The sequence below is a fragment of the Actinoplanes ianthinogenes genome, from assembly GCF_018324205.1.
Taxonomy (GTDB): domain Bacteria; phylum Actinomycetota; class Actinomycetes; order Mycobacteriales; family Micromonosporaceae; genus Actinoplanes; species Actinoplanes ianthinogenes.
Genome location: NZ_AP023356.1, coordinates 459,769 through 482,870 on the forward strand (window position 1 = coordinate 459,769; position 23,102 = coordinate 482,870).

A 23,102-nucleotide genomic window follows, 5' to 3' on the forward strand; every position below is an offset into this window, starting at 1 on the left:
CGGCCACCCTAGGAACCGCCGAGCGGCCGAAACCTCATCCCGCGGGGATGAGGTCAGCAGCACCCGCGTCGTGATCCCGCCTGGCCGGAACCGGTCCTGGAACTTGAGTGCACCCACCCACACGAAGACCGTGACCAGCCCCCATCGCGTGACCGCGAGCCCGAGGGAGGCCAGGTCGCGGTCCGATGTGCCTTCTGCGCTCATGTCTTCCTCTCCGGTTACCGGATCAGTGGGTCCCAGCCCCGCAGATGCCGCACGGACTGCCGGTACTCCCACTCGATGGCGTCCTTGAGCAGGTGGGCCAGCCGCCCGCCGCTGGTGAAGCCGGCGATGTCGGCGACCCCGCGACGGGTTCCGACCGAGACGACGAACCCCTTGTCGTGGAAGGTGAACGCCTCCAGTGCCGAGCCGTCCAGCTCTGCGTGCAGGTTGCGGGCCACCGTCTCGCCCTCCTCCAGCGCTACTTGCGCCAGCGGGGGCAGCACGTGGCCGCTGTCCGGATCGGTCACCGAGGCCAGGTCGCCGGCGACATAGATGTCCGGGTGGTCCAGGACGCGAAGGAACCGGTCGGCTTCGACGCGGCCGTTGTGGCCGGTCGGCAGCTCGGATGCGGCGACCAGGTCCGGTGCCTTGACCCCGCCGGCCCAGACGAACACGCCACCGGCCACCAGCCGCCCGTCCTCGAGGCGGAACGCCTCCTCGGTCGCGGCGGCGATCACCGCGCCGGTATGCACCTGCACACCCAGCTCGGCCAGGATCCTGGTGGCCTCGTCGACCAGCTTGGGCGAGGAGCCGGCCAGGATGGCCGGGCCCGCCTCGACCAGCAGGACCGCAGGCCGGTCCGGCGCCACACCGTGCCGACTGGCCAGCTCGGGCAGTATCTCGGCCAGCTCACCGGCAAGCTCGACCCCGGTGGCGCCACCGCCACCGACCACGACGGTCGCCCGGCGGCGCTGTTCCTCGGGGTCGGCGGTCAGCGCGGCGTCGTCGAGCGCCCGGCCGACCGCCGCCCACACCTGTTCGGCGTCATCGACCGAGTACACCGGCAATGTGCGCTGGGCCAGCCCGGGGATGGCGAAGTCGTTGGGCCGGCTGCCCAGCGCCAGCACCAGGCGCCGCCAGCCGATCGGCCCGGCCCGGGTGAGCAGCCTGCGGCCGGCCAGGTCGAGACCGATGATCTCGGTTTGGCGGAACCGGACCCGCTCGGCCAGCACCTCCTGCAGCGGGAGCCGCACCGCCCCGGCGGCACGGGTGCCGGCGGCGAGCCGGGGCAGCTCGGTGAGCACCTGGTGGTAGTCGTTGCGGTCGATCAGGACCAGCTCGACCTCGGGGTGCTTGTCCAACCTGGCCGTCAGGCGCAAGGCGACGTGCAACCCGGCATAGCCGGCGCCGGCGACCACGACCGAGCCGCTGTCGCCGGTGGCGAGTTCACCCATGGGAGGCCACGTCTCTGGCATCGGTCGTACTCAAGGAGGGGCTCCTTCCGTCCTGCCGGTGTAACACCACACGCCCGGCCGCGACTCATCCTCGCGGGGTGATGCGCCGCCGCCGGAGAGTCCCGAGGATGGACGCCACCCGTGTGACTAGGAAGCGTCTCTCGGATCACGTTGGCTCGTTGATGGAACGTGCCGGTTCGTCGATGGATCTCTGATGACATGTGGGCTCGGGTGGAGCCCCATCTGCCGGACCGGTCGCCGCAACGCGGCGGCCGGTGGGCTGATCACCGTGAGGTGATCGAAGCGATCGCGTGGAAGTACCGCACCGGGTCACCGTGGCGCGACCTGCCCGACGAACTGGGATCGTGGAAAGGGGCCTACTCCCGGTTCCGGCGCTGGACCCTAGACGGGACCTGGCAGAACGTGCTGACCGCGGTGCAGGCCGACGCGGACGCGGCAGGCGAACTGGACTGGTTGGTCACGGCAGTCGACTCGACCGTGGTCCGCGCCCATCAGCATGCGGCCGGGCTCAGGCCGGGAAAAGACCACGTCGGCGAGAACCCGCCGACCACGGCCTCGGCCGGTCCCGCGGCGGCTTGACCACCAAGCTTCATCTGGCCGCCGATTCCTGCTGCCGACCGATGAGCCTGGTGGTCACCGCCGGCCAGGCCGGTGATGCACCACAGTTCGAAACGGTCATGAACGCCATCCGCGTGCCCCGCCAAGGATCCGGACGGCCACGACAACGGCCACGGCGGGTTCTCGCGGATAAGGCGTACTCGTCGAGGGCGATCCGTTCCTGGCTGCGCCGCCGCGGCATCCGCGCAACCATTCCACAGCCGCGTGACCAGCAAGAACATCGTCTGCGGCGAGGCAGTCACGGCGGCCGTCCACCTGCTTTCGACCCCGTCGCCTACCGACAGCGCAACATCGCCGAACGCTGCATCAACCGACTCAAACAATGGCGCGGCCTGGCCATGCGTACCGACAAACTAGCCGTCCACTACCAGGCCGCACTCACCCTCGCAGGGATCCTGCTCTGGGCCAAACCATGATCCGAGAGACGCTTCCTAGGCGTCGCGAGCCGGTTCGACGGAGAGGAAAGCGGGACATGACCACGCCCGAGCAGCAGGCCGGCGATGTCATCCGGCCGTACACCGTACAGATCCCCAAGGACGCGATCGACGATCTCCAGCGCCGCCTCGCCGCGACCCGCTGGCCGACCAGGGAGATCGTCGGCGACCGCACCCAGGGAGTGCAACTGGCCACCATGCGGGCCCTGCACCAGTTCTGGGCAACACAGTACGACGGGCGGCGGGTCGCCGCCCGGCTGAACGCGCTACTGCAGTTCACCACGCGGATCGACGGCGTCGGGATTCACTTCGTGCACGTCCGGTCCGCGCACCCGGACGCGCTGCCGCTGATCATGACGCACGGCTGGCCGGGCTCGGTCATCGAGATGCTCGACGCGGTCGGCCCGCTCACCGACCCCACCGCACACGGCGGCACGCCGGCCGACGCGTTCCACCTCGTGCTGCCCTCGCTGCCGGGATACGGCTTCTCCGGCGAGCCGGCCGAGACCGGGTGGGACCTCGCCCGGACAGCGCGGGCCTGGTCGGAGCTCATGCGCCGACTCGGCTACCACCGCTACGTGGCTCAGGGTGGTGACGTCGGCGCCGGTGTCACCGATGCGATGGGCAGGATCGGACCCGACGGGCTGGCCGGTATCCACACCAACCTGCTGGTACCGGCCCTCAACGACCCGGCCTCGCTACCGCACGAGACCGACGCCGAACGCGCCGCCCTGGCCGCCATCACAACGTTCCAGACCAGCGGAAACGGCTACTTCGTGGAGATGGCGACCCGGCCGCAGACGATCGGGTACGCACTGCTCGACTCGCCGGCCGCACTCGCCGCCTGGATGATCGACCACGACACCGACGCCTATTACAAGATCACCCGAGCGTTCGTCGACGATCAGCCCTCCGGCAACCTCACCCGCGAACACATCCTGGACAACATCACGACCTACTGGCTGACCGGAACCGGTGCGTCCGCCGCACGGTCCTACTGGGAAGCCTACGGACCGGACGCACCCGCCGCGGGCAGCCGGCCCCTCCCGCCGCCCCGGATCCCGGTCGGTTTCAGCACCTTCCCCGGCGAGATCTGGCGGACACCACGCAGCTGGGCCGAGAAGTCATACCCCACCCTCAACTATTTCGGCGAAGCCGAACGCGGCGGCCACTTCGCCGCCTGGGAGGAACCGGAACTGTTCGCGGCGCAGCTACGAGCCGCCTTCCGCCCGCTGCGGTGACCGCGGACCGGCCAGGACGCGGTGGTCAGGCCGGCACGCGGCCGGGCCCGGGACCCGCCCCGGCCGACGTGACGCCGCGCGTGAAGCACCGGCCCAGCCACGGCGTGAGCTGGACGACGCCCCAGCTCACCTCGACGATCAGGAACGGCCAGAGGATGGCGCTCGCGCCGGCGGTGAGCCCATACGCCATCCAGGTGGAGAACAGCGCCCGGGCGACGCCGTCGTACGCGCCGTGCACCGGCAGCGTCCCGGCCAGACGCAGCACGGACCAGACGACGACCACCGAGCCCATCAGGTTCGCGTACAGAATCATCATCGGCTCCTGCGGCGGCAGCGGCCCCAGCCCGAGGCTGTCGCCGGTCGCGGACAGCAGGCGGTGCAGCAATCCGTAGGTCCACGGGGTCATGAAGCCGGCGGTGACGATCAGGTCGTACCACGCGCTGGCGCGCACGACGCGCCGGTAGGCGGGGCTGAACGGGTTGCCGAAGGTGCGCACGAACTACTCCCCGAGGCGTTCTGGACGGTGACGCCCGACGCTAAACCCTGGAGTACGCTCCAAGGTCAAATCTGTGGGCCGGGGGGATCGTGCTGATCGGCGAGCTCGCGGCGCAGGCCGGCCTGACCACGGACGCCGTGCGCTTCTACGAGAAGGTCGGCCTGGTGACCAGCCGGCGGCTGGCCAACGGCTACCGGGACTTCCCGCCCGAGACGGTCGCCTGGTTGCACTACGTGCGCACCGCACAGGCGCTCGGTTTCTCGCTCGCCGAGATCGGCCGCCTCGGCGAGGAGGTCCGCGACGCGCCGGACAGCGCCGAGCGGTTGTCCCTGCTGTTCACCGAGAAGATCCGGATCATCGACGCGCGGATGGCCGAGCTGGCCGCGATGCGTGCCGACCTCGCGGACCGGGTCGGCACCGGCTGCCCCCTGCGCCCGGAGACCTGAGCGGCGCCACCGCGAACCGGGGGTGCCGGCTCGTGGTGGCGGGATTCGTCAGGCCGTCGGTGGCCGGCTCGGGTACACGGCAGGGTCGCCCTGCACCACCCAGACCTGCGGGTTGTCGATCGGGATGAAGGATCGGTCGCCGCCGGGTTCCCGGGTGGCCGGCACGCTGTCGCCGCCCGGCTGGTGGACGATGAAGTTGACCGGCTTGGTGTCGTCGGCGATGGGAATGTCGAACTCGGCCCAGCCGTCCACGATCCGGGCCGGCGGCAGGGGCCGGTCCCAGGTCACGGTGGCCAGGGTGGCCGGGTCGACGGCGTCACCCCAGAGGTGCAGGCCCCAGCCGGTGTAGTCGCCGGCCGGCCGCAGGTAGCGCAGCGTGGCCACGGTCACCGGCGGTCCGGCGTAGCGGACGGTGCGGACCGCGCTGGTGACCCGGGTGCCGCCGGGTTCGGTGAGGATCGCCCGGTAGTGGATCGGGGTGCCCGCGGCCAGGTTGAGCGGGGCCAGGTCGTCGCGGACGGTGTACGCCGGCGAGGACGTGTCCCGGCCGATGCCGGTCCAGGCGCCGTCGCCGACGCTGCGCTCGAACCGCACCGCCTGGCCGGCCCGCTCGGGATCGGTGACCGCCCGCACCTCGACGGTGCCGCGGACCTGGCTGCCCTCGGCGGGGGACTCGATGGTGACCGCCGGCGGCGGGACCCGGGTGGCCCGGGTCCGGCTGGTGGCGGTGTGCCCGGCGTTGTCCAGCACCACCGCGCGATACTCCACCGCCTGCCCGGTACGCAGGCCGGACACGTCGTGGAACACCCGGTACGGTGCGGTGTCGTCGGTGCCGATCGGGGTCCAGCCACCACGCCCGGTCCGGGCGTAGAAGGTGACCTCGGTGAATGACGAGCCGGCCACCTCGGCGCCCACCTGCATCCGCCCGGACGAGGCGGCCACCGGAGTGGGCCGGGTCAGCGAGACGGCAGGCGCCGCCGGGGACGCCGGGATCCGGCCGGTGGACGCGTACACGACGGTTGACAGCGGCGGCACGGTGACCGTCAGGCGGCGGTCGGCGGCGGAGCGGGCCCGGTCGGGGGCGGTGCCGTACAGCTTCTGGAAGGTGCCGCCGGCCAGGTAGGTGGGGATGGCGGCGGTCCTCGGCTGCTCGCTGTCGTTGAGCGCGACCACGTACTCGCGCTGGTGCTCGCGGTCGATGCGGGAGAAGGCGTAGACGCCGGCCTGGGCGTCGGCGTACCGGTTCTGGTGTGCGCCGTCGCGCAGCGCCGGATACCGCCGGGTGAGCGCGGCGAGGCCGCTGATCGTACGGTAAAGCGGGTGTGAATCGACGAAGTTGTCCTGGGCGTGGGTGGCGTCGGTGCCGAGCAGGTCGTCCTTGAGGTATTCCGGCACCTTGCTGGCGAACATGCTCTGCCGCGAGTCCTGGCCCCCGCCGGCGCCGGTGAAGCCCTGCTCGTCGCCGTAGTAGACGACCGGGTTGCCGCGGGAGAAGTACAGCAGTTCGTGGGCGAGCCGGTCCCGGGCCAGCCATTCCGCGTCGCCGGCGCCCGGGTTGTCGGTGACCACGAAGGTGCCGATCCGGCCCATGTCGTGGTTACCGAGGAAGGTGGGCAGCTGGTAGACGTTGGAGTCGGCGTCGGTGTACCAGTCGTCGCCCTCGAAGAACTGGGCCAGGGCACCGGCCGGCCCGCTGCGCGAGGCGAAGGTGCGCGCCGCGTCCTGGAACGGGAAGTCGAGGACCGCCTGCATCCGGTCGGTGGTGGTGAAGTGCGAGCCGAACGGCCGGCTGGTGTCGTAGACCTCGCCGAACATGAAGAACTCGGGCTTGCCGTGCGCCCGGGCGTAGGCCAGCACCTCCGGGCCGAACTGCTGCCAGAACGCGTCGTCGACGTGCCGCATCGTGTCGATCCGGAAGCCGTCGACGCCGAAGTCGCGGATCCAGGTCTCGTAGATGTCGATCATCCCGCGGACCACCCGCGGATTCTCGGTGAACAGGTCGTCGAGGCCGAAGAAGTCGCCGTAGTACGAGTTCTCGCCGGTGAAGGTGGTGTCGCCGCGGTTGTGGTAGAGCGTGACGTCGTTGAGCCAGGCCGGCACCTTGAGGTTCCGCTCGGCCGGGTCCAGCACCGGGGTGTACGGGAACGACACGGCCGGGTCGAGCGCCGGGAAGCGGTTCGTGCCGGCGTAGTCCCGGTCGTCGAACGGCCGGCCGGCGGCGGTCCGGTACGGCACGGCGTCCTTGCTCACGTACGGCCGGCGGGCGCCCTGGGCGTACCCGATCACATCGGCGGTGTGGTTGGTGATGATGTCGAAGTAGACCTTCATGCCGCGCTGGTGCGCCGCGTCGATCAGGGCCCGCAGGTCCTCGTTGGTGCCGAGGTGCGGATCGATCTTGGTGAAGTCGGTGATCCAGTAGCCGTGGTAGCCCGCCGACGGCCCGTCCTCCAGTTGCACCGCCTTGTTCTTGAAGCTCGGCGTCAACCAGATCGACGTCGTGCCGAGGCCCTCGATGTAGTCCAGGCGCCGCCGCAGCCCGGCCAGGTCACCACCGTTGTAGAACCCGCGCTGGGTGGGATCGAACCCGGACACCAGCCGGTCGTCGCCGAGCCCGCCGGTGTCGTTGTCGGTGTCCCCGTTGTCGAACCGGTCGGCCATGACGAAGTAGAAGTTCTCGTCGGAGACCGGAGCCCGCACGGAGTGCCGGCCCGGCAGGTCGTTCCCGCCGGCCCGGGCCGGCGACGTCAGTGCCCCGGCCGTCAATACGGCCGGGAGCAGCATGGCCAGTACCGAACGTATGCGCATCGAACCTCCCCAGGAGACTTGCGATGAGATCGGTCAGAGCGGGACGTCGTCCGCCCGCGCGAGCAGGATCTCGCCGACCGCGGAGGCGAGATCCCGGTCCAGGTCCAGGGCTTGCAGGCGGGACAGGCGCAGCGCCACCGGGCCGGGCCCGGTGGCGGCCTCCAGCACCAGCGTCTTGGTCCGGTATTCGATCTGCGCCCGGTCCAGCAGGGTGAAGATCCGCTCGGCCACGTCGTTGCGGCCCAGCCGGGGGTCCGCGCCCACCTCGACCCGGAGGGTGGCGGTGGCCGGCACCTGGTCGACGGTGATCGAGGTGCGGCTGCCGTCGCGGTGGACGCGGGCCGGCACGGGCACGCCGTCCACCGTCGCCGCCGGGTCGGACACGAGCAGCGCCGGGAAGGTGAGCGTCCAGTCGCGCGCGGCCGGGACCACCTCGGCCGCCCCGCGTACCGGGTCGACCACCAGGGCTCCGCTGTGCTGGTGGAAGCTGATCCGGGTGCGGGCCGGGGCGCCGGTCGTGGTGTCGTCGTCCTCGATCAGCTCGAACGCGCCGTCGGCGCCGGCGACGACGAGCAGCTCCAGATGGCCGGGGTTGACCGGCGCGTTGCCCGGGACGGCGGCGCCGTCCAGCACCACGACGGCTCCGGCGGGCGCGAGGACCGGGATGGTGGTGAGGTCGCGGTGCAGGTGGATGGTGCGCCCGCCGTCGTAGACCAGGTCGGTGAACACGTCCACCCAGGTGCCCTCGGGCAGCCACGCCTTGACCCGGGCCAGACCGGTCCGGCGGTCGGCCGGCTCGGTGATCGCGGCGACCACCAGTTCGGTGCCGAACTGGTACTGGTTGGGGACCTGGTACGCCTCCTCGGCGGCGGGCGCGCGGTAGTACATGGGCAGCACCAGCGGGAGCCCGTCGGTGGCCGCCCGGTGGTTCATGGTGTGCAGGTACGGCACGAGCCGGTGCCGCAGCCGCAGGAACGCCGTCATCACCTGCTCGACGTGTGCCGGGAAGGTCCACGGCTCCTTGGTGATGAACGGGTTGTTCGACGAGTGCAGCCGCATGATCGGGGAGAACGTGCCGAACTGCACCCAGCGGGTGGTCAGTTCGTCGTCGCGGGCGCCGAAGAAGTGGCCACCGATGTCGTGGCTCCACCAGCCGTACCCGATGTTCGCGGCGGTCGCGGTGAAGTGCGGCTGGAACGCCAGCGACGCCCAGGAGATCACGGTGTCGCCGGAGAAGCCGATCGGGTACCGATGACTGCCCGGGCCGGCGTACCGGGAGAAGGTCAGGGCACGCCGCCCGTCGCGCCCGTTGTCCAGGTAGTGGAAGTGGTTGAGCATCCACAGCGGGTCGATGCCGGCGACCCGGGAGTGCGGGCCGGACTGCCAGTCCAGCCACCAGAAGTCGACGCCGTCGCGTTCCAGGCCGCGGTGCAGCACCTCGAAGTAGGCGGCGAGGAAGTCACGGTCGGTGACGTCGAAGGCGACGGGTTCGCCGTCGGCGGGATCCCGGCCGAGAGCGGCCGCCATCGCCGGGTAGGCCTCCTCGTACGAACGGACCCCGTCGGCCGGGTGGACGTTGAGGGTGACCCGCAGGCCGTTGTCGTGCAGCCGGTCCAGCAACTTCTCCGGCTCGGGGAACAGCTCGCGATTCCAGGTGTAGCCGGTCCAGCCGCTGCCGTGCGCCGGGTCGACGTCGGTCAGGTGCCAGTCCATGTCGATGACGCCGACCGAGAACGGGATGCCCTGCTGCTGGAACCGGGTCATCAGCGCGAGGTAGGACTCGGTGGTGTACCGGTGGAACCGGCTCCACCAGTTGCCCAGGGCGAATCGCGGCAGGACCGGCACCGGGCCGGACACGGCGTACAGGGCCCGCAGCGCGGCGGTGTAGTCGTGACCGTAGGCGAACACGTACAGATCGATGCGGTTGATGTTGTCGGCCGCGACCCATCCCTGGTCGTCGAAGAGGAACGAGGTCGAGTCGTCGATCACGGCCACCCCGGTGCGGGAGACGACACCCGGCTCGAGCGGGATCGGGCCGTCCGCCTCGTCCAGGGTGCGGGCGGTGCCGCCGAGGGTCGCCGGCTCCTGCCCGTACCGCCACACCGAGTGGTATGTCGTGACGCCGCCCCGGACGGCGAGGCTCAGCCCGCTGGTGCTGAACGGTCCCCGGTCGTAGGTGAGCCGGAACCGCGACGTCACGATCTCCAGGTGCCCGCCGCTCTCCAGCACCCGGAAGTCCGGCACCGGCAGCCGCCGGTGGACCGCGAAGGTGGAGGCACGGTCCTCGAAGACCCCGTCGTCGGCGTATTCCAGGCGTACCAGCCCCTCGGTCAGTACGGTGATCCGGTATCGGTCACCGCTGACCATCGCGGCCGGGTCGGCCTGCGGACGGAATCCCAGCCGGTACGGAAATGGCATGCGAGACTGCTTCCTCTCGGGGGTACGGCCGGTGGAACTCAACCCTTGACGGCGGCGCTGGCCGCCCCGGCGACGAATCGCTTCTGGAAGATCACGTAGACGATCACGACCGGGATGATCGACATGGTGGTCGCCGCGAACAGACCGCCGTAGTCGGTGCTGTACTGCCCGCTGAAGGTGGTCAGGCCGACCGCGAGCACCTGCTTGGACGGCGTGGTGAGCATGAGGTACGGCCACAGGTAGTCCTCCCAGACCCAGAGGAACTGGAAGATGGCCAGCGCCGAGACCGCGTTGACGCTCAACGGTGCCACGATCCGGTGGAAGATGTAGAGCTCGGAGGCGCCGTCGATGCGGGCCGCCTCCAGGATCTCGTCGGGCACGGTGTCCATGCTCTGGCGCATCAGGAAGATGCCGAAGGAGCTGATCGCGGCCGGGATGACGATCGACGCGTAGCTGTCCTGCAGGCCGGCGGCGGTGAACATCGTGTAGCGCGGGATCAGCACGACCGCCCACGGGATCATCATGGTCGCCAGGATCACCGAGAACAGCGCGCCACGACCGCGGAACCGGTATTTGCCGAAGACGTACCCACCGAGCAGGCTGGTGTAGACCGCGATCGCGGTGATCACCACGGACAGCAGCAGCGAGTTGGCGAACAGCCGCAGCACGTCGAAGTGCTCCTGGATCGACCGGTAGTTCGCCAGCGTCCACAGGTGCGGCAACAGATGCTGGTCGACCGCGGCGATCTCGTCGGCGCTCTTGAAACTCGACGACAGCATCCACATGAACGGGAAGATCGTCACCGCCGAGACGGCGAGCAGGCCGAGGTTGAGGCAGATCGAGGAGATCGTACGGCGCATCACTGGCCCTTTCCGCGCAACGGGCCGTTCTGCACCCGGAACGACACCACGGTCAGCGCCGCGGTGCCGAGGAAGAGCACGAACGCGGCCGCCGAGGCGTACCCGAAGTCGTATTTGACGAACGCCTGCTGGTAGATGAGGTAGGAGATGAGGCTGGTCGCGTCGCCCGGGCCGCCGTCGGTCAGGACGAAGACCTGCACGAACGCCTGCAGGTAGCCGATCATCGAGGTCACCACCACGAACAGGGTGGTCGGGCGCAGCATCGGCCAGATCACCCGGCGGAATCGCGCCCAGGACCCGGCGCCGTCCACCTGGGCCGCCTCGAGCACGTCCGCGGGCAGCGCGTACAACCCGGCCAGGTACAGGATCACCCCGAAGCCGAAGTCCTTCCAGATCGTCATCACCATGACCGCGGCGAGCGCGAACCGGCTGTCGTAGAGCCAGTTGACGTCGAGCCCCAGGATCGAGTTCACCGCGCCGAACTGCGGGTTGTACATCAGCCGCCACACGTACGCCACCGCGACCAGCGGGGTGACGGTGGGCAGGTAGAGCAGGGTGCGGTGCAGCGTCTTGGCCCGGGTCAGCGGCGAATGGATGGCGTAGGCGAGGGCCATGCCGAGCACCACCCGGCCGATGATCGCACCGGCCATGAAGACGACGGTGTTCACCGACGAGGTCCAGAACACCGGGTCGGCGAACAGCCGCCGATAGTTGGCCGTGCCCACCCAGCGGTAGGTGCCGTTGAGCGGGTTCCAGTCGTGCAGGCTGCCCAGCAGCGCGGCCACGATCGGCCAGACCACCAGGGCGAGGATCATCGCGACGACGGTCGTGACGACGATCAGGCGCAGCGGCCGCTCACCGTGCGCGGCCGGGGTCCTGCGCGAGCCGGCCGGTGGCCGCACCTGTGCGGCCACCTCCGGAGTCGATTCAGTGGTGATCATCGGACCCGGCCTCAGCTCGAGGGCGTGTAGGCGGGGTAGAGCTTCTCGGCGGTGGTGAAGTTCTTGCCCGCCAGATCGGCGGTGATCTTCTGCTGTGCCGCGGTCAGCGCCTTGGCCGGGTCGACCTTGTTGTAGAGGATGTCCTGCCACATCTTCGTGAAGTTGTCCTCGAAGGTGGACGGGACGGTGCCCGGCCAGATGTAGCGGCTGATGTCGCCGTACGCCCGCAGCGCCGGATCGGCCTTGATCTCCGGGTCGTCGGCCAGCGGCCGGTACGCCGGGAACACGCCGAGACTCAGATCGAGCGCCTTCATGTCGGCCTTGTCGGTCAGGTAGAACTTGAGGAAGTCCTGGGCGGCCTTCTGCTGGTCGGCCGGCGCGTTCTTGTTGAGCCCGACGGTCGACTCACCGTTGTAGCGGTCGAAGGCGTACGGCGTTTGGCCGGCGGTGGGCACCGGGGTGCGGAAGACCCCGAACTTGATCTTGGGGAACTGGGTGCGCAGCGTGCCCTCGTACCAGCCCCAGGCGTACACCATGGCGGTCTGCCCCTGGCCGAAACTGGTGGTGGCCTCGGTGCCGAAGTCCTTGGAGCCGGACCCGTCCGCGTACATCTGCAGGAACCGCTGGATGACCTGCATGTTCGCGGCGTTGTCGACGGCCGGCGTGGTGCCGTCGGCGGCGAACATGTTCTGCCCGAGCTGATAGGCCAGGCCGGACTGGAAGGCGCTGAACGAGGCGTTGAAGTTGAACCCGGCCTGCTTGAGCTTGGACCCGTCGCGCACGGTGAGTTTCCTGGCCACCGCGCGGAACTGGTCCCAGGTGGCCGGGATGTCCGCGTCGGTCAGGCCCGCCGCCGCCCACATGTCCTTGTTGTAGTAGATCGCGCCGCTCATCAGCCCCAGGTCGAGGTAGTAGATCTTGCCGTCGATCACGTGGGACTTGGCGTTGGTGTAATCCGCCGCCAGTTGGTCGATCGGGATGTCGTACGGCGCCATGTACTTGATGATGTTGTCGTGCTGACTGTTGTGCACATTGAAGATCGCCGGACCCTTGGGACCCTGGAGTTGCAGCGGCAATTTCGTCCAGTAGTCGTCCCACGGCTGGTTCACCACGGTGATGTCCACGTTCGGGTGGATCTTCTGATAGGCGTCGGCGATCGCCTGCATCTGCGGGATGTTGCCCCAGGCCCACCAGTCCAGGTGAATCGGCTTGCCATCGTTGACCAAGGTGTTCGGGTCGTATTTCACGGTGACGCCGGCGACCGGCAGCCCCTTGGCCGCCGAGCTGTCCTTCACCCCGTCTCCGCCGTTTGACGTGCTGGAACAGGCCGTCAGCGTCAGGGCGCCGGCCGCGAGGACGGCGGCCAGTGCACGCGTGGTCTTCATGGAACCTCCGCTGGAATAAGGCATGAAAAACCCACGGAATGCTCGGGGCGCATCCCGGGAGGATTAGGTTTACCGGTATACTTCGGGACGCTAGCGCCGCCACCCGGTGACGTCAAGATGGTTCGATGTATCGGTGCGGCCACCAGGGCGCGGAGAGGAACGACAGATGCCGACGCTGCAGGACGTCGCCCGCGAGGCGGGGGTCTCGAAGATGACGGTCTCCAACGTGCTGAACGGGCGCCGGGACCGGGTCTCCCCGGCCACCATCGCCCGGGTCATGGAGGTCGTCACCCGGCTGGGTTACGTCCCCAACGCCAGCGCCCGGTCACTGAGCGCCCGCCGGTCGAACATCGTCGCCCTGGCCTTCCCGAGCCGCGACGCCGGCGGGGTCACCCCGATGACCAACCCGCACGACTCACTGTTCCTCAGCGAGGTCGAAGCGCAGGTCACCCAGGCCGGCCTCTACCTGATGGCGCACTCGGTGAACAGCGTCGAGTCCACCGCGCACAGCCTGCGGTCCTGGAACGTCGACGGGGCCATCTTCCTCGGCACGCGGGCGGACGAGGTCGCCGCGCTGCACACCGCGTACGACGCGCCGATGGTCTTCGTCGACAACCACGGCACCTCGCCGCACATCAGCAACGTCGGCATCGAGGACCGGCTCGGCGGGCAACTGGCCGGCCGGCGCCTGATCGAAGCCGGGCACCGGCGGATCGGTTTCGTCGGGCCGCGGTTCGACGAGCCCGGTGTCGTCCGGGAACGGCACGCGGGCTTCGTGCAGGCGCTGACCGAGGCCGGGCTGAGCCTGCGGCCGGAACACGTGGTGCACTGCGACGCGGGCTTCGACCACGCGGTCGCCGCGGCGCGGCGGGTGCTGGCGGCGCCGCAGCGGCCGACAGCGGTCTTCGCCACCGCCGACATCATCGCCGCCGGCCTGCTGAAAGGCTTCGTCCGGGCCGGCTGCCCGGTGCCCGACCAGATGTCGATCATCGGGTTCGACGACCTGGAAGTGGCCCGGCACGTCTCCCCCGAGATCACCACGCTGCACCAGGACATCCCGGGCAAGGCCCGGGCCGCCGTCGAGGTGCTGCTGACCCAGCTCGCGCACTGGCCCGCGGCGCGCTCCGAGCGCCGGGTGCTCGGCGTCAGCCTGGTCGAGCGCGAGTCCGTCGCCCCGCCGCCGGCGAGCTGAGCCGGGCAGAGTCGCACAAGATTTACCGATAAACCAGATCGCGCGTCACCAAATTCGCGAAATCTGCTGGAAATCTGGCGACACAAACCTAAAATCTTGTTAACTGTACGACGGTCTGGCTATTCTCCCGGGCCATGAATTCACCATCGTCTTTGCCTGCGCGGCGCCCCTGGCGTCGTGCCCTGGCCGGGGCCGGCGCCGTCGTACTGGCGGCCGGTCTGTCGGCCACCGTCACCGACGCCTCCGCCGGCACCGTCGCCGCGGCCGCGGCGTCCTCCGGGGACGTCATCGCCAACCTGTTCGAGTGGAACTGGCCATCGGTGGCCAAGGAGTGCACCGACGTGCTCGGCCCGAACGGCTACGGCGGCGTCCAGGTCGCGCCGCCCCAGGACTCGATCAAACTGACCGGCTCGCACCCCTGGTGGGAGGTCTACCAGCCGGCCGGATACCAGCTGAACAGCCGGATGGGCAACGAGAGCGCGTTCCAGAGCATGGTCACCACCTGCCGGGCCGCCGGCGTGAAGGTGTACGTCGACGCGGTCATCAACCACATGGCCGGCAGCGGCGGCACGTCCTACTCCGGGAACGCGTTCACCGCCTACAACTACCCGGGCCTCTACATCTCCAACGACTTCCACCACAAGGGCGTCGAGTGCCCGACCGCCTCCGGGGCGATCGAGGACTTCAGCAACCTGCAGCAGGTCGACTTCTGCGAGCTGAGCCACCTGGAGGACCTCAAGACCGAGAGCGCGTACGTCCGCTCGGCGATCGCCGGCTACCTCAACAAGCTGATCGGCTACGGGGTCTCCGGGTTCCGGGTCGACGCGGCGATGCACATCCCGCACGCCGACCTCGCGGCCATCTACGGCGCCCTGCACCAGACCGCGGACGGCACCGCTCCCTACATCGCCCAGGAGATCTCCGGCAGCAGCGGCGCGCTCGCCCCGGCAGCCTTCGCCGACCTGGGCAGCGTGCTGGGCCTGTCCCAGTCAGCGCAGCTGAAGTCCGCGTTCCTGGGCACCATCGCCACCCTGAAGAACTTCGGCACGCGCAGCGGCGACGTCGCCTCGACCAAGATGCTCAGCTTCGTGGCGAACCACGACACCGAGCGCAACGGCAACTCGCTCAGCTACAAGAACGGTGCCACCACCACCCTGGCCACCCAGTTCCTGCTCGGCTACGGCTACGGGCGTCCCCAGGTCTACTCCTCGTTCACCTGGGCCGCGGCCGACGACTCGCCGCCGGCCGCCGGCAGCGGCATGATCACCGCCACCAGCTGCGGCTCGGCCTGGACCTGCTTCGACCGCAACCCCGGCGTGCTGGCCATGGTGACCTTCCACAACCGGGTGGGCACCACCGCGAGGGCCAACTGGTACGACGACGGGGCCAACCTGATCGCCTTCTCGCGGGGTGCCAAGGGCTGGGCCGCCTTCAACAACGGGACCACCGCCAAGACCCAGACCTTCCCGACCGGGCTGGCCGCCGGAACTTACTGCGACCTGATCACCGGCGGCACCGGCTCGGGCGCCTGCACCGGTACCAAGGTGACCGTCGGCTCCGGCGGCACCGCCACCGTGACCGTCCCGGCCAAGGGCGCGGTGGCCGTCGCCCCGGCCTGAGGCGGTGCGGGCCGCCTGGCCCGGTTCTCGTGTTTTCGCAGTTCAGGACCGGGTATCCGCGGTGAATGGGGGAAACCGACAACCGCATGGTGGCGCGCCGCACGCTCGTCGTGATCGGCCTGCTGATCGCCACCACCGCGCTGCTGATGCTCGGCTACGAGACCCGCCGGGTGCTGACCTGGATCGTCATCGCCGGGTTCTTCGCCGTCGCCCTGCACCCGGCGGTGACCTGGATGACGGCCAAAATTCCGTCCTGCCCGCGCTGGCTGGCCACCCTGCTGGTCTTCGTGGCCGGCCTCGCCGTGCTGACCGGGCTGATCACCGTGTTCGCCCTGCCGCTGGCACGCGAGGGCAGCCAGGTGGCCGCCAACCTCCCCACGATCATCGAGGACGCGCGCAGCGGCCGCGGACCGGTCGGCCATCTGATCGAGCGGTTCCACCTGCTGAAGTACGCGCAGAACAACACCGGCCGGATAAGGGAGTACCTGACCGGGCTCGGCGCGCCCGCGCTCGTCTTCCTCCGCTCGATCGCCGCCGGCATCACCGGCGCGGCGACCATCGTCGTGCTGTCCTTCCTCATGGTCCTGCAAGCTCCGAGACTCATCGACGGCTTCCTCGCCCTGTTCGCCCCGCACCGCGCCGAACACCTCCGCCGGGTCGGCCACGACTGCTCCCGGACGATCACCGGCTACCTCACCGGCAACCTGATGATCAGCGCCATCTGCGGCACCCTCACCTACGCGGTGCTGCGGGTGATGGGCGTGCCGTACGCGGGCCTGATCGCGTTGTTCGTCGGCTTCGCCGACCTCATCCCGCTGATCGGAGCCACCCTCGGCGCCGTCGCCGCCGGCGTCACCGCGTTCGTCCACTCCACCACCGCGGGCATCGTCGTCGTGGTGTTCTTCGTGCTCTACCAGCAGTTGGAGAACCACCTGCTGCAACCGATGATCTTCGCCCGGACCGTCAAACTGAACCCGCTGACCGTGCTCGTCGCCATCCTCATGGCGGTCGAACTGGCCGGGATCCTGGGCGCCCTGCTGGCCGTCCCCGCCGCCGGCATCCTGAAGATCCTCGCTCGCGACGTCTGGGAAAACCGCCACGGACGTCCGAACGCCGGACCCGCGATCGGCGAGGAGCGCACCTCGGCCCACGCCGCCGGGACAACCGACACCCGCGCCGCACTCCAGCGCGGCGTGGGTGCCGGCTCACCGGTGGCCACCGGCCACGCGCCGTCCCGGTGAGCGCCCGGACGGCGTCACGGGTGGACGATCTTGTCGCCGGGGCGGATCAGGTCGAAGTTGCCCGGCGGGTGCCCCGCGTGCGGGTTCGCCCTCTTGAGATCGGCCAGGCTCACGTGCCAGGCACGCGCGATACCGGACATCGTGTCGCCGCTGACGACGGTGTGGACCCGCGGCCCGGCGGGCGGCTTCTCCGGCGTGGTGCCGGTGACGGCGGGCGCCTCCCCCGCCGCCTCACGGTGCGAACCCACCGGAAGCCGCAGGATGACGTTCTCGTCGGCCTGGCCCTTGAACCAGCGGTTGCCGTTCTGCCAGATGTGCGCCTTGCTGACCTGCCGCACCTTCTCGGCGTAGTCCCGCCAGTCGGCGCCCGGCTTGTAGAAGTGACCGTTGTCCGACCAGGCGTCGCTCATCGCCCGCCAGCCGTATCGGATCAGGCCCCGTGAGCGCATCGCGGCGATCGCCACGTCGCCTGCGTACAGGTCGACGTGATATCGCCCGTCCAGGGCTTTCTGGTACGCGGTCAGGTAGGCGGCCAGCCTGTCGTGCTCGTGACGGTTGGGCTGGCCCTCGTCCCAGGAGACGTAGATCGACGCGCCGCGGGCCAGGCCGCGCTTGCGCCAGAACGCCAGATCCGCCGCGCCGTCGGCGGCGCCGGCCTCCCGGCCCTCGGTGACGCGCGACTCGTACCACTCGGAGTTCGCGATCACGTCGTACCCGGCGTCCAGGAGCCGGCGGAGCTCGTCCTTGCCGCACAGCTTCCACTGGGTCTTGGCCAGCTTGCTCCCGGCGCCCGCGCTGTAGCGGATGATGAACTTCGCCCCGCGGGCGGCCGGGCCGCCGATGGGTTTCGGGTCGAAGTCGGCGTAGTCGACACCTCGGTCGAACACGTGCAGTGCCATGGCATGGCTCCCTCGGTATGGCTCGGGTGGTTTCCGTGGCTCACACGGTCGCCGCCCGGCCTCCTTGCGGAACTTGCGGCGACCTTGTGACCCAGGTCAGCCGCGCCTCACTCGTTGCGGACGAGGTCCGCCGCTCCGGGCGCGACCTAACCTGACCGCGATGAGCACCGACGAGTACGTCTCGACAGGCTCGCTGCCCTCCCCGGCTCAGGTCCGGCTCTCGCTCGACGAGGCCTACCGGCGGTTCCGGGACGAGGGCGGCGGGGAGCCCTCGCACGTCTACCCGGCCCTGGCCCGCGTGCCGGCCCACCTGTTCGGGCTGTGCGCCGCCGGCACCCGCGGCGGCGTCCACCCGGTCGGCGACGCCGATCACGGGTTCACCGTCATGAGCGTGGCGAAGCCGTTCGTGTTCGCTCTCGTCTGCCAGGAGCTCGGGGCGGAGGCGCTGCGGCAGCGGCTCGGCGTCAATGCCACCGGGCTGCCGTTCAACTCGCTCGCGGCGGTCGAGCGCGGCCCGGACGGCCGGACCAACCCGATGGTCAACCCGGGCGCGATCGCCACCGCCAGCCTGGCCCCGGGCGCGACGGCCGCGGCCAGGTGGAAGTTCCTGCACGACGGCCTGTCCCGGTTCGCCGGGCACGACCTGCCGCTGGACGACGACGTCTTCGCCTCCGCCGCGGCCACCAACCACCGCAACCGGGCTCTGGCCGACCTGCTGGCGACCTACCGCATCCTGGGCTGCGACCCGATGGAGGCGGTCGACGCCTACACCCGGCAGAGCTGCCTGCGGGTCACCACGGTCCAGCTGGCCACGATGGGCGCGACGCTCGCCAACGGCGGGGTGCACCCGACCACCGGAGAACGGGTGGTGGACCGGGAGATCTGTCACTTCACACTGGCGGTGATGGCCACCGCCGGGCTGTACGAGACGTCCGGCGACTGGCTCTACGACGTCGGCGTGCCGGGCAAGAGCGGAATCGGCGGCGGCATCGTGGTCGTCTCGCCGGGCAAGGGCGCGCTGGCCACCTTCGCCCCACCCCTCGACACCTTCGGCAACAGCGTCAAGGGCCAGCTGGCGGCCCGATTCCTGTCCCGCCGGCTCGGCCTCACCCTGTTCGCCTCGGAACCGGATGCCAGCGGCGCGCCAGCCGCGTGACAGGGCACCGCACCAGACTCCGGGCATGAACGATGACGTCGCTCCCCTCAGCTTCGGCGACGGGCCGGGGTTGGTGGTGGTCCCGGGCAACAACCGGCGGGCCCATCACTACACGAAACTGGCCGAGCTGCTGCAATACGACTACCGGGTGACCGTGATCGAGCGCCGTGGCCGGGGCGCGAGCGGTCCGCAGGCCCGGACTACAGCATCGAACGGGAGGCCGACGACGTCCTCGCGGTGATGGCCGCGACCGGGTCGAGATGGCTTTTCGGGCACAGTTACGGCGGGCTGATCGCGCTGCACGCGGCCCTGCGACAACCCCCGGCCGGACTCGCCGTCTTCGACCCGGGCGTCAGCATCGGCGGCTCGTTCCCGGCGGCCTGGCTGCCCGCCTTCACCCGGCTGGTGGAGCGGGGCCGGCACACCACGGCGATGACCATGTTCCTCAAGGAGACCGGGCTGACCCCGCTCGGCAGGGCGCCGACGTTCGTCTATCGCGCGCTCGCCTACATGCTGCTGCACGGCTCGGACGGCGCGGACACCAGGGCGATGATGCCGACCACGCCGCGCGAGATCGGTGAGGTCGTCCGGCTGGACTCGGACGGCCGCCGCTACGCCGCGATCCGCTGCCCCACCCTGCTGCTCGGCGCCGGGCAATCACCGGCATACCTGACCGGGGTGCTCCCCCGCCTGGCCGAGCTGATCCCGGGCGCCCGCTACGAGATCGTCCCGGAACTCGACCACAACGCCCCGGACCTCAACGCCCCGGACACGGTCGCCGCCCACCTCGCCGCCTTCCTGCGATGAGCGGAAGCTGTGCCATGCTGGGCGGGTGAGGCAGGTGGTCCGGTTCGCCGCCACGCCCGCCGGCCGGGTCGCCTACGCGGTGACCGGCAGCGGGCCCGCCGTGCTGTGCCTGCCCGGCTGGGTGTCGCACCTGGGCCTGCTGTGGGAGTCGGCGGAGCACCGCCGGTTCGTCGAGGAGCTGTCCCGGACCCACACGGTGATCCGGTTCGATCGGATCGGGTGCGGGCTGTCCGATCGGGACCGCACCGACTTCAGCCTCGAGTTCGAGCTGGCCACGCTGAAAGCGTTGATCGCGCACCTCGGGCTGGACCGGTTCGCGCTGTTCGGGACGTGTGAGAGCGGGCAGGTCGCGGCGGCCTTCGCGGCCGCGGAGCCGGACGCGCTGACGGCGCTGATCCTCTACGGGACCTGCGCCCGTGGCCGGGATCTGGCGCCCGGCGACGTGCGGCGGTCGGTGCTCGGCATGGTGCGGGCGCACTGGGGGCTCGGCTCCCGGGTGCTCGCCGACATCTGGCTGCCGGACGCGTCGACCGAGTTGAGCGCGACGTTCGCCCGGATGCAGCGGGAGGCCGCGACCGCGGAGACGGCGGCGGCGCTGCTGGAGATGTTCTACCTGCTGGACGTGACCGACGTGCTGTCCGAAATCCGGGTGCCGACGCTGGTCGCGCATCGCCGGGGCAGCCGGGCGGTCCGTTTCGAGCTGGGCCGCGAGCTGGCCGCGCTGATCCCGGAGGCGCAGCTGGCCGCCCTGGACGGGCGGATGCAGCCGATCTACGCGGAGCATCCGGAGGCGGGCGCGGCCACGATCGCGGAGTTCCTGCACGCGACCGTGCCCGCACGGGCGAACACACCGCCGGCAGCGGCGGATCCACCGCCGACGGCCGCGCAGACGGCCCGGGGGCTGCTGACCGCGCGGGAGTTCCAGGTGGCCGACCTGATCGCGGACGGGTTGACGAACGCGGAGATCGGCCGTCAGCTCGGTGTCTCGATGCGGACCGTGGACGCGCATGTCGAGCATGTCCGGACCAAGCTCGGCGTCCGGGCCCGCGCCCAGATCGCCGTCTGGGCCCGTCAAAACACCTAATCGCGCGCCGCCCGGACTGCGGAAATGCCTAGGTAGTACTGCCGATTCGCGCGCACCGGCCCCGCACCTAGCGTCGGGACATGCCGACCTACGACATCGTCATCGACCCCGCCTTCGAGGGCCCGCCCGGGTCCGCGCACGGCGGCTACGCCTGCGGCATCCTCGCCGCGCACCTGCCGTCCGACGTGGAGATCACGCTGCGCCGCCCGGTTCCGGTGGGCGTCGCCCTGCGGCTCACCCCACAAGATCAAACCCTTTCCCTGTACGCCGGGAGCGAGCTGCTCGCGGAGGGCATCACGACACAGATCGATTTCCGTACGCCGGAACCGCCCACCTACGCTGAGGCGCTCGGCGCCGGCGTGGCGTTCCCGGGGTTCGGGGCTCATCCGTACCCTAATTGTGTCGGTTGTGGGACCGCCCGCACCGATCCCGCGGCCTTGCGGATCTTCCCGGGTCCGGTCCCCGGTCGCGATCTCGTCGCGGCCGTGTGGCATCCGGAGGAGGTCCGGCCACCCCTGCTGTGGGCCGCGCTGGACTGTCCGGGCGGCTGGGCCGCGGCCCACTTCGGCGAGGTCACCGGGCCGGCCGTGCTCGGGCGGATGGCCGCGCGGCTGGCCGTCCCGCTGGTGCCGCAGCCGGCCTACATCGTGGTCGGCTGGCTGGAGGCGGTCGAGGGGCGCAGGCTGATCGCCGGTTCCGCGCTGTTCTCGCGCGACGGTGTGCTGCAAGGTGCCGCGCGCCAGACCTGGATCAGGCTCGCCGAGCAGCGCCCGGCTCTCGCCGAGCAGCGCCCGGACCTCGCCGAGCAACGCTCGGACCTCGCCGAGCAGCGCTCGGATCTCGGCGTGGCGAAGCGCGAGGCGAACGATGTGGTGGAGCCCGTGGCGAAGGCCGGCGCCAAACCGGCCGCACGGGCCGGGGCCGGTCCGATTGCCGGCGCCGAACCGGCGGCACAGGCCGGGGCCGGTCCGATTGCCGGCGCCGAACCGGCGGCACGGGCCGGGGCGAGGGCGGCCTGATGCGGCGCGGACTGGGGTTCACCCCGATGGAGATCCGGCGGGAAGTGATCGTGCGGGCCGCGGCGCTCGCCGACGAGCTGGGGTTCGAGGTGTTCTCGGTGGCCGAGGGGTGGGGACTGGACGCCGCGGTGCTGCTCGCCGAGCTGGCCACCCGCACGCGCCGGATCACGCTGGTCTCGGGTGTGCTGTCGGTGTGGAGCCGCTCCCCCGCGGCGCTCGCGATGACCGCCGCCACGCTGCACCGGCTCTCCGGCGGACGGTTCGTGCTGGGCCTGGGCGCGAGCAGCCCGCAGCTCGTCGAGGGCTGGCACGACGTGCGCTACGAGCGACCGGCGGCCCGGCTGCGGGACGTCACCACCCGCGTCCGGGCGCTGCTCGACGGCGAACGGGCCACGCTCACCGCCGTGCCCGGGTCCCGGCCGCTGCGGCTGGGGCAGCCGCCGGCGCCGGAACTGCCGATCTGGCTCGCCGCGAGCGGACCGCGGACCATCCGGATCACCGAGGAGCTGGCCGACGGGTGGTTCCCGCTCTACCTGCGACGCGACCGGATCCGCGCGTTCGCGCCGGACCGGCCGGTCACCGTCGCGGCGGGACCGTTCGCGGTGGTCGACCCGGACGCCGCGGTGGCCCGGGACGCGGTCGCGGCGTGCACGGCGACCTACCTGTCGGCGATGGGTGACATCTATCCGCGGCTGGTGGCCGGGCAGGGGCTGGCCGACGAGGTGGACGTGGTCCGGACGACCCGGACGGTGCCGTCCGCGCTGCTCGACGAGTTCACCGCGTACGGGCCGGAGAAGGAGGTGCGGGAACAGCTCGCCGAGTGGGACACCCTGGCCGACGTGACGGTGGTCGTGCTGCCGCCGGGCCTGCCCTGGCCGCAGATCGAGGCCACCGTCCGGGCGGCCGCGCCGGACGCCTGAGCCACGGAAGTGTGCCGATCGATCCGTGTCGAAGCCGATCACCGTGCCAGGACGCCCGGACATG

The 23,102-nt window shown here is 70.7% G+C and carries 20 protein-coding genes; 12 read left to right on the plus strand and 8 right to left on the minus strand.

All coding sequences use genetic code 11. The features are described from left to right. Positions 1–218: 218 nt before the first annotated feature. Positions 219–1,436 carry an NAD(P)/FAD-dependent oxidoreductase gene (locus tag Aiant_RS02215; protein WP_189337010.1) on the minus strand — a complete coding sequence of 406 codons (1,218 nt, stop codon included), beginning with the start codon at positions 1,434–1,436 and terminating at the stop codon, positions 219–221. A gap of 219 nt (positions 1,437–1,655) precedes the next feature. Here Aiant_RS02215 and Aiant_RS02220 point away from each other — a divergent pair. Then, positions 1,656–2,491 (plus strand): IS5 family transposase gene (locus Aiant_RS02220; protein WP_425322655.1). Its coding sequence is split into 2 segments (ribosomal slippage): positions 1,656–1,973 and positions 1,976–2,491, totalling 834 coding nucleotides; the frame shifts between segments, so codons are not numbered across the junction. Positions 2,492–2,547: 56 nt separating this feature from the next. Further along, complete coding sequence (locus Aiant_RS02225) at positions 2,548–3,750, plus strand: epoxide hydrolase family protein (RefSeq protein WP_189330692.1); 1,203 nt, start codon at positions 2,548–2,550, stop codon at positions 3,748–3,750. Between the two features lie 25 nt (positions 3,751–3,775). Here the strand turns inward: Aiant_RS02225 and Aiant_RS02230 are convergent, their stop codons facing one another. Beyond that, positions 3,776–4,246 carry a hypothetical protein gene (locus tag Aiant_RS02230; protein ID WP_212846917.1) on the minus strand — a complete coding sequence of 157 codons (471 nt, stop codon included), beginning with the start codon at positions 4,244–4,246 and terminating at the stop codon, positions 3,776–3,778. A gap of 89 nt (positions 4,247–4,335) precedes the next feature. Between Aiant_RS02230 and Aiant_RS02235 the strand changes: the two genes are divergently transcribed. Next, a complete protein-coding gene (locus Aiant_RS02235; protein WP_189330693.1) occupies positions 4,336–4,692 on the plus strand; it encodes a MerR family transcriptional regulator in 357 nt (118 codons plus the stop codon). A 48-nt stretch (positions 4,693–4,740) separates the two neighbouring features. Here the strand turns inward: Aiant_RS02235 and Aiant_RS02240 are convergent, their stop codons facing one another. Genes Aiant_RS02240 through Aiant_RS02260 form a run of 5 tightly spaced genes read right to left on the minus strand, consistent with a single transcriptional unit; the run spans position 4,741 to position 13,101 of the window. After that, the gene (locus Aiant_RS02240; RefSeq protein ID WP_189330694.1) at positions 4,741–7,497 is read right to left on the minus strand and encodes an alpha-amylase family glycosyl hydrolase; all 2,757 of its coding nucleotides are present in this window, start codon (positions 7,495–7,497) and stop codon (positions 4,741–4,743) included. Between the two features lie 33 nt (positions 7,498–7,530). Next, complete coding sequence (locus tag Aiant_RS02245; RefSeq protein ID WP_189330695.1) at positions 7,531–9,915, minus strand: glycoside hydrolase family 31 protein; 2,385 nt, start codon at positions 9,913–9,915, stop codon at positions 7,531–7,533. A 38-nt stretch (positions 9,916–9,953) separates the two neighbouring features. Continuing rightward, positions 9,954–10,775, minus strand: a complete 822-nt coding sequence (locus Aiant_RS02250) for a carbohydrate ABC transporter permease (protein ID WP_189330696.1) — start codon at positions 10,773–10,775, stop codon at positions 9,954–9,956. Beyond that, positions 10,775–11,716, minus strand: a complete 942-nt coding sequence (locus tag Aiant_RS02255) for a carbohydrate ABC transporter permease (protein ID WP_189330697.1) — start codon at positions 11,714–11,716, stop codon at positions 10,775–10,777. The genes Aiant_RS02250 and Aiant_RS02255 overlap by 1 nt, the downstream gene beginning before the upstream one ends. Before the next feature lie 11 nt (positions 11,717–11,727). Further along, the gene (locus Aiant_RS02260) at positions 11,728–13,101 is read right to left on the minus strand and encodes an extracellular solute-binding protein (RefSeq protein WP_189330698.1); all 1,374 of its coding nucleotides are present in this window, start codon (positions 13,099–13,101) and stop codon (positions 11,728–11,730) included. 166 nt (positions 13,102–13,267) lie between these two features. On the opposite strand from Aiant_RS02260, the gene Aiant_RS02265 reads away from it, so the two are divergent. From Aiant_RS02265 to Aiant_RS02275, 3 genes are all read left to right on the plus strand, one after another. Further along, on the plus strand, positions 13,268–14,293 hold the full coding sequence (locus tag Aiant_RS02265) for a LacI family DNA-binding transcriptional regulator (protein WP_189330699.1): 1,026 nt from the start codon (positions 13,268–13,270) through the stop codon (positions 14,291–14,293). Positions 14,294–14,427: 134 nt separating this feature from the next. Continuing rightward, entirely contained in the window at positions 14,428–15,912 is a 1,485-nt protein-coding gene (locus Aiant_RS02270) for an alpha-amylase (RefSeq protein ID WP_189330700.1), read from the plus strand. A 65-nt stretch (positions 15,913–15,977) separates the two neighbouring features. Further along, a complete protein-coding gene (locus Aiant_RS02275) occupies positions 15,978–17,153 on the plus strand; it encodes an AI-2E family transporter (protein ID WP_189330701.1) in 1,176 nt (391 codons plus the stop codon). Between the two features lie 14 nt (positions 17,154–17,167). Here Aiant_RS02275 and Aiant_RS02280 read toward each other — a convergent pair whose 3' ends face one another. Then, positions 17,168–18,052 carry a LysM peptidoglycan-binding domain-containing protein gene (locus tag Aiant_RS02280; RefSeq protein WP_189330702.1) on the minus strand — a complete coding sequence of 295 codons (885 nt, stop codon included), beginning with the start codon at positions 18,050–18,052 and terminating at the stop codon, positions 17,168–17,170. 160 nt (positions 18,053–18,212) lie between these two features. On the opposite strand from Aiant_RS02280, the gene glsA reads away from it, so the two are divergent. The 6 genes from glsA to Aiant_RS02310 all read left to right on the plus strand — a co-directional run bounded on the left by glsA (position 18,213) and on the right by Aiant_RS02310 (position 23,038). Next, on the plus strand, positions 18,213–19,208 hold the full coding sequence (glsA, locus tag Aiant_RS02285; RefSeq protein ID WP_189330703.1) for a glutaminase A: 996 nt from the start codon (positions 18,213–18,215) through the stop codon (positions 19,206–19,208). A gap of 25 nt (positions 19,209–19,233) precedes the next feature. Beyond that, positions 19,234–19,449 carry an alpha/beta fold hydrolase gene (locus Aiant_RS02290; RefSeq protein WP_189330704.1) on the plus strand — a complete coding sequence of 72 codons (216 nt, stop codon included), beginning with the start codon at positions 19,234–19,236 and terminating at the stop codon, positions 19,447–19,449. Then, entirely contained in the window at positions 19,416–20,015 is a 600-nt protein-coding gene (locus tag Aiant_RS02295; protein WP_229830139.1) for an alpha/beta fold hydrolase, read from the plus strand. The genes Aiant_RS02290 and Aiant_RS02295 overlap by 34 nt, the downstream gene beginning before the upstream one ends. A 25-nt stretch (positions 20,016–20,040) precedes the next feature. Beyond that, positions 20,041–21,099: an alpha/beta fold hydrolase gene (locus Aiant_RS02300; RefSeq protein WP_189330705.1), complete on the plus strand. Its 1,059-nt coding sequence runs from the start codon at positions 20,041–20,043 to the stop codon at positions 21,097–21,099. A gap of 80 nt (positions 21,100–21,179) precedes the next feature. Next, positions 21,180–22,118 (plus strand): hypothetical protein, encoded by a 939-nt coding sequence (locus Aiant_RS02305; RefSeq protein WP_189330706.1) that lies wholly within the window; start codon positions 21,180–21,182, stop codon positions 22,116–22,118. After that, positions 22,118–23,038 carry an LLM class flavin-dependent oxidoreductase gene (locus Aiant_RS02310; protein WP_229830032.1) on the plus strand — a complete coding sequence of 307 codons (921 nt, stop codon included), beginning with the start codon at positions 22,118–22,120 and terminating at the stop codon, positions 23,036–23,038. Before Aiant_RS02305 ends, Aiant_RS02310 begins: the two co-directional genes overlap by 1 nt. The last annotated feature ends 64 nt before the right edge of the window (positions 23,039–23,102 follow it).

What these genes read in the sequence shown, in the direction of transcription:
- Aiant_RS02215 (WP_189337010.1), bottom strand. Translation starts at nt 1,436, where the DNA reads ATGGGTGAACTCGCCACCGGCGACAGCGGCTCGGTCGTGGTCGCCGGC.
- Aiant_RS02225 (WP_189330692.1), top strand. Translation starts at nt 2,548, where the DNA reads ATGACCACGCCCGAGCAGCAGGCCGGCGATGTCATCCGGCCGTACACC.
- Aiant_RS02240 (WP_189330694.1), bottom strand. Translation starts at nt 7,497, where the DNA reads ATGCGCATACGTTCGGTACTGGCCATGCTGCTCCCGGCCGTATTGACG.
- Aiant_RS02245 (WP_189330695.1), bottom strand. Translation starts at nt 9,915, where the DNA reads ATGCCATTTCCGTACCGGCTGGGATTCCGTCCGCAGGCCGACCCGGCC.
- Aiant_RS02250 (WP_189330696.1), bottom strand. Translation starts at nt 10,775, where the DNA reads ATGCGCCGTACGATCTCCTCGATCTGCCTCAACCTCGGCCTGCTCGCC.
- Aiant_RS02255 (WP_189330697.1), bottom strand. Translation starts at nt 11,716, where the DNA reads ATGATCACCACTGAATCGACTCCGGAGGTGGCCGCACAGGTGCGGCCA.
- Aiant_RS02260 (WP_189330698.1), bottom strand. Translation starts at nt 13,101, where the DNA reads ATGAAGACCACGCGTGCACTGGCCGCCGTCCTCGCGGCCGGCGCCCTG.
- Aiant_RS02265 (WP_189330699.1), top strand. Translation starts at nt 13,268, where the DNA reads ATGCCGACGCTGCAGGACGTCGCCCGCGAGGCGGGGGTCTCGAAGATG.
- Aiant_RS02270 (WP_189330700.1), top strand. Translation starts at nt 14,428, where the DNA reads ATGAATTCACCATCGTCTTTGCCTGCGCGGCGCCCCTGGCGTCGTGCC.
- Aiant_RS02275 (WP_189330701.1), top strand. Translation starts at nt 15,978, where the DNA reads ATGGGGGAAACCGACAACCGCATGGTGGCGCGCCGCACGCTCGTCGTG.
- Aiant_RS02280 (WP_189330702.1), bottom strand. Translation starts at nt 18,052, where the DNA reads ATGGCACTGCACGTGTTCGACCGAGGTGTCGACTACGCCGACTTCGAC.
- glsA (WP_189330703.1), top strand. Translation starts at nt 18,213, where the DNA reads ATGAGCACCGACGAGTACGTCTCGACAGGCTCGCTGCCCTCCCCGGCT.
- Aiant_RS02290 (WP_189330704.1), top strand. Translation starts at nt 19,234, where the DNA reads ATGAACGATGACGTCGCTCCCCTCAGCTTCGGCGACGGGCCGGGGTTG.
- Aiant_RS02305 (WP_189330706.1), top strand. Translation starts at nt 21,180, where the DNA reads ATGCCGACCTACGACATCGTCATCGACCCCGCCTTCGAGGGCCCGCCC.
- Aiant_RS02310 (WP_229830032.1), top strand. Translation starts at nt 22,118, where the DNA reads ATGCGGCGCGGACTGGGGTTCACCCCGATGGAGATCCGGCGGGAAGTG.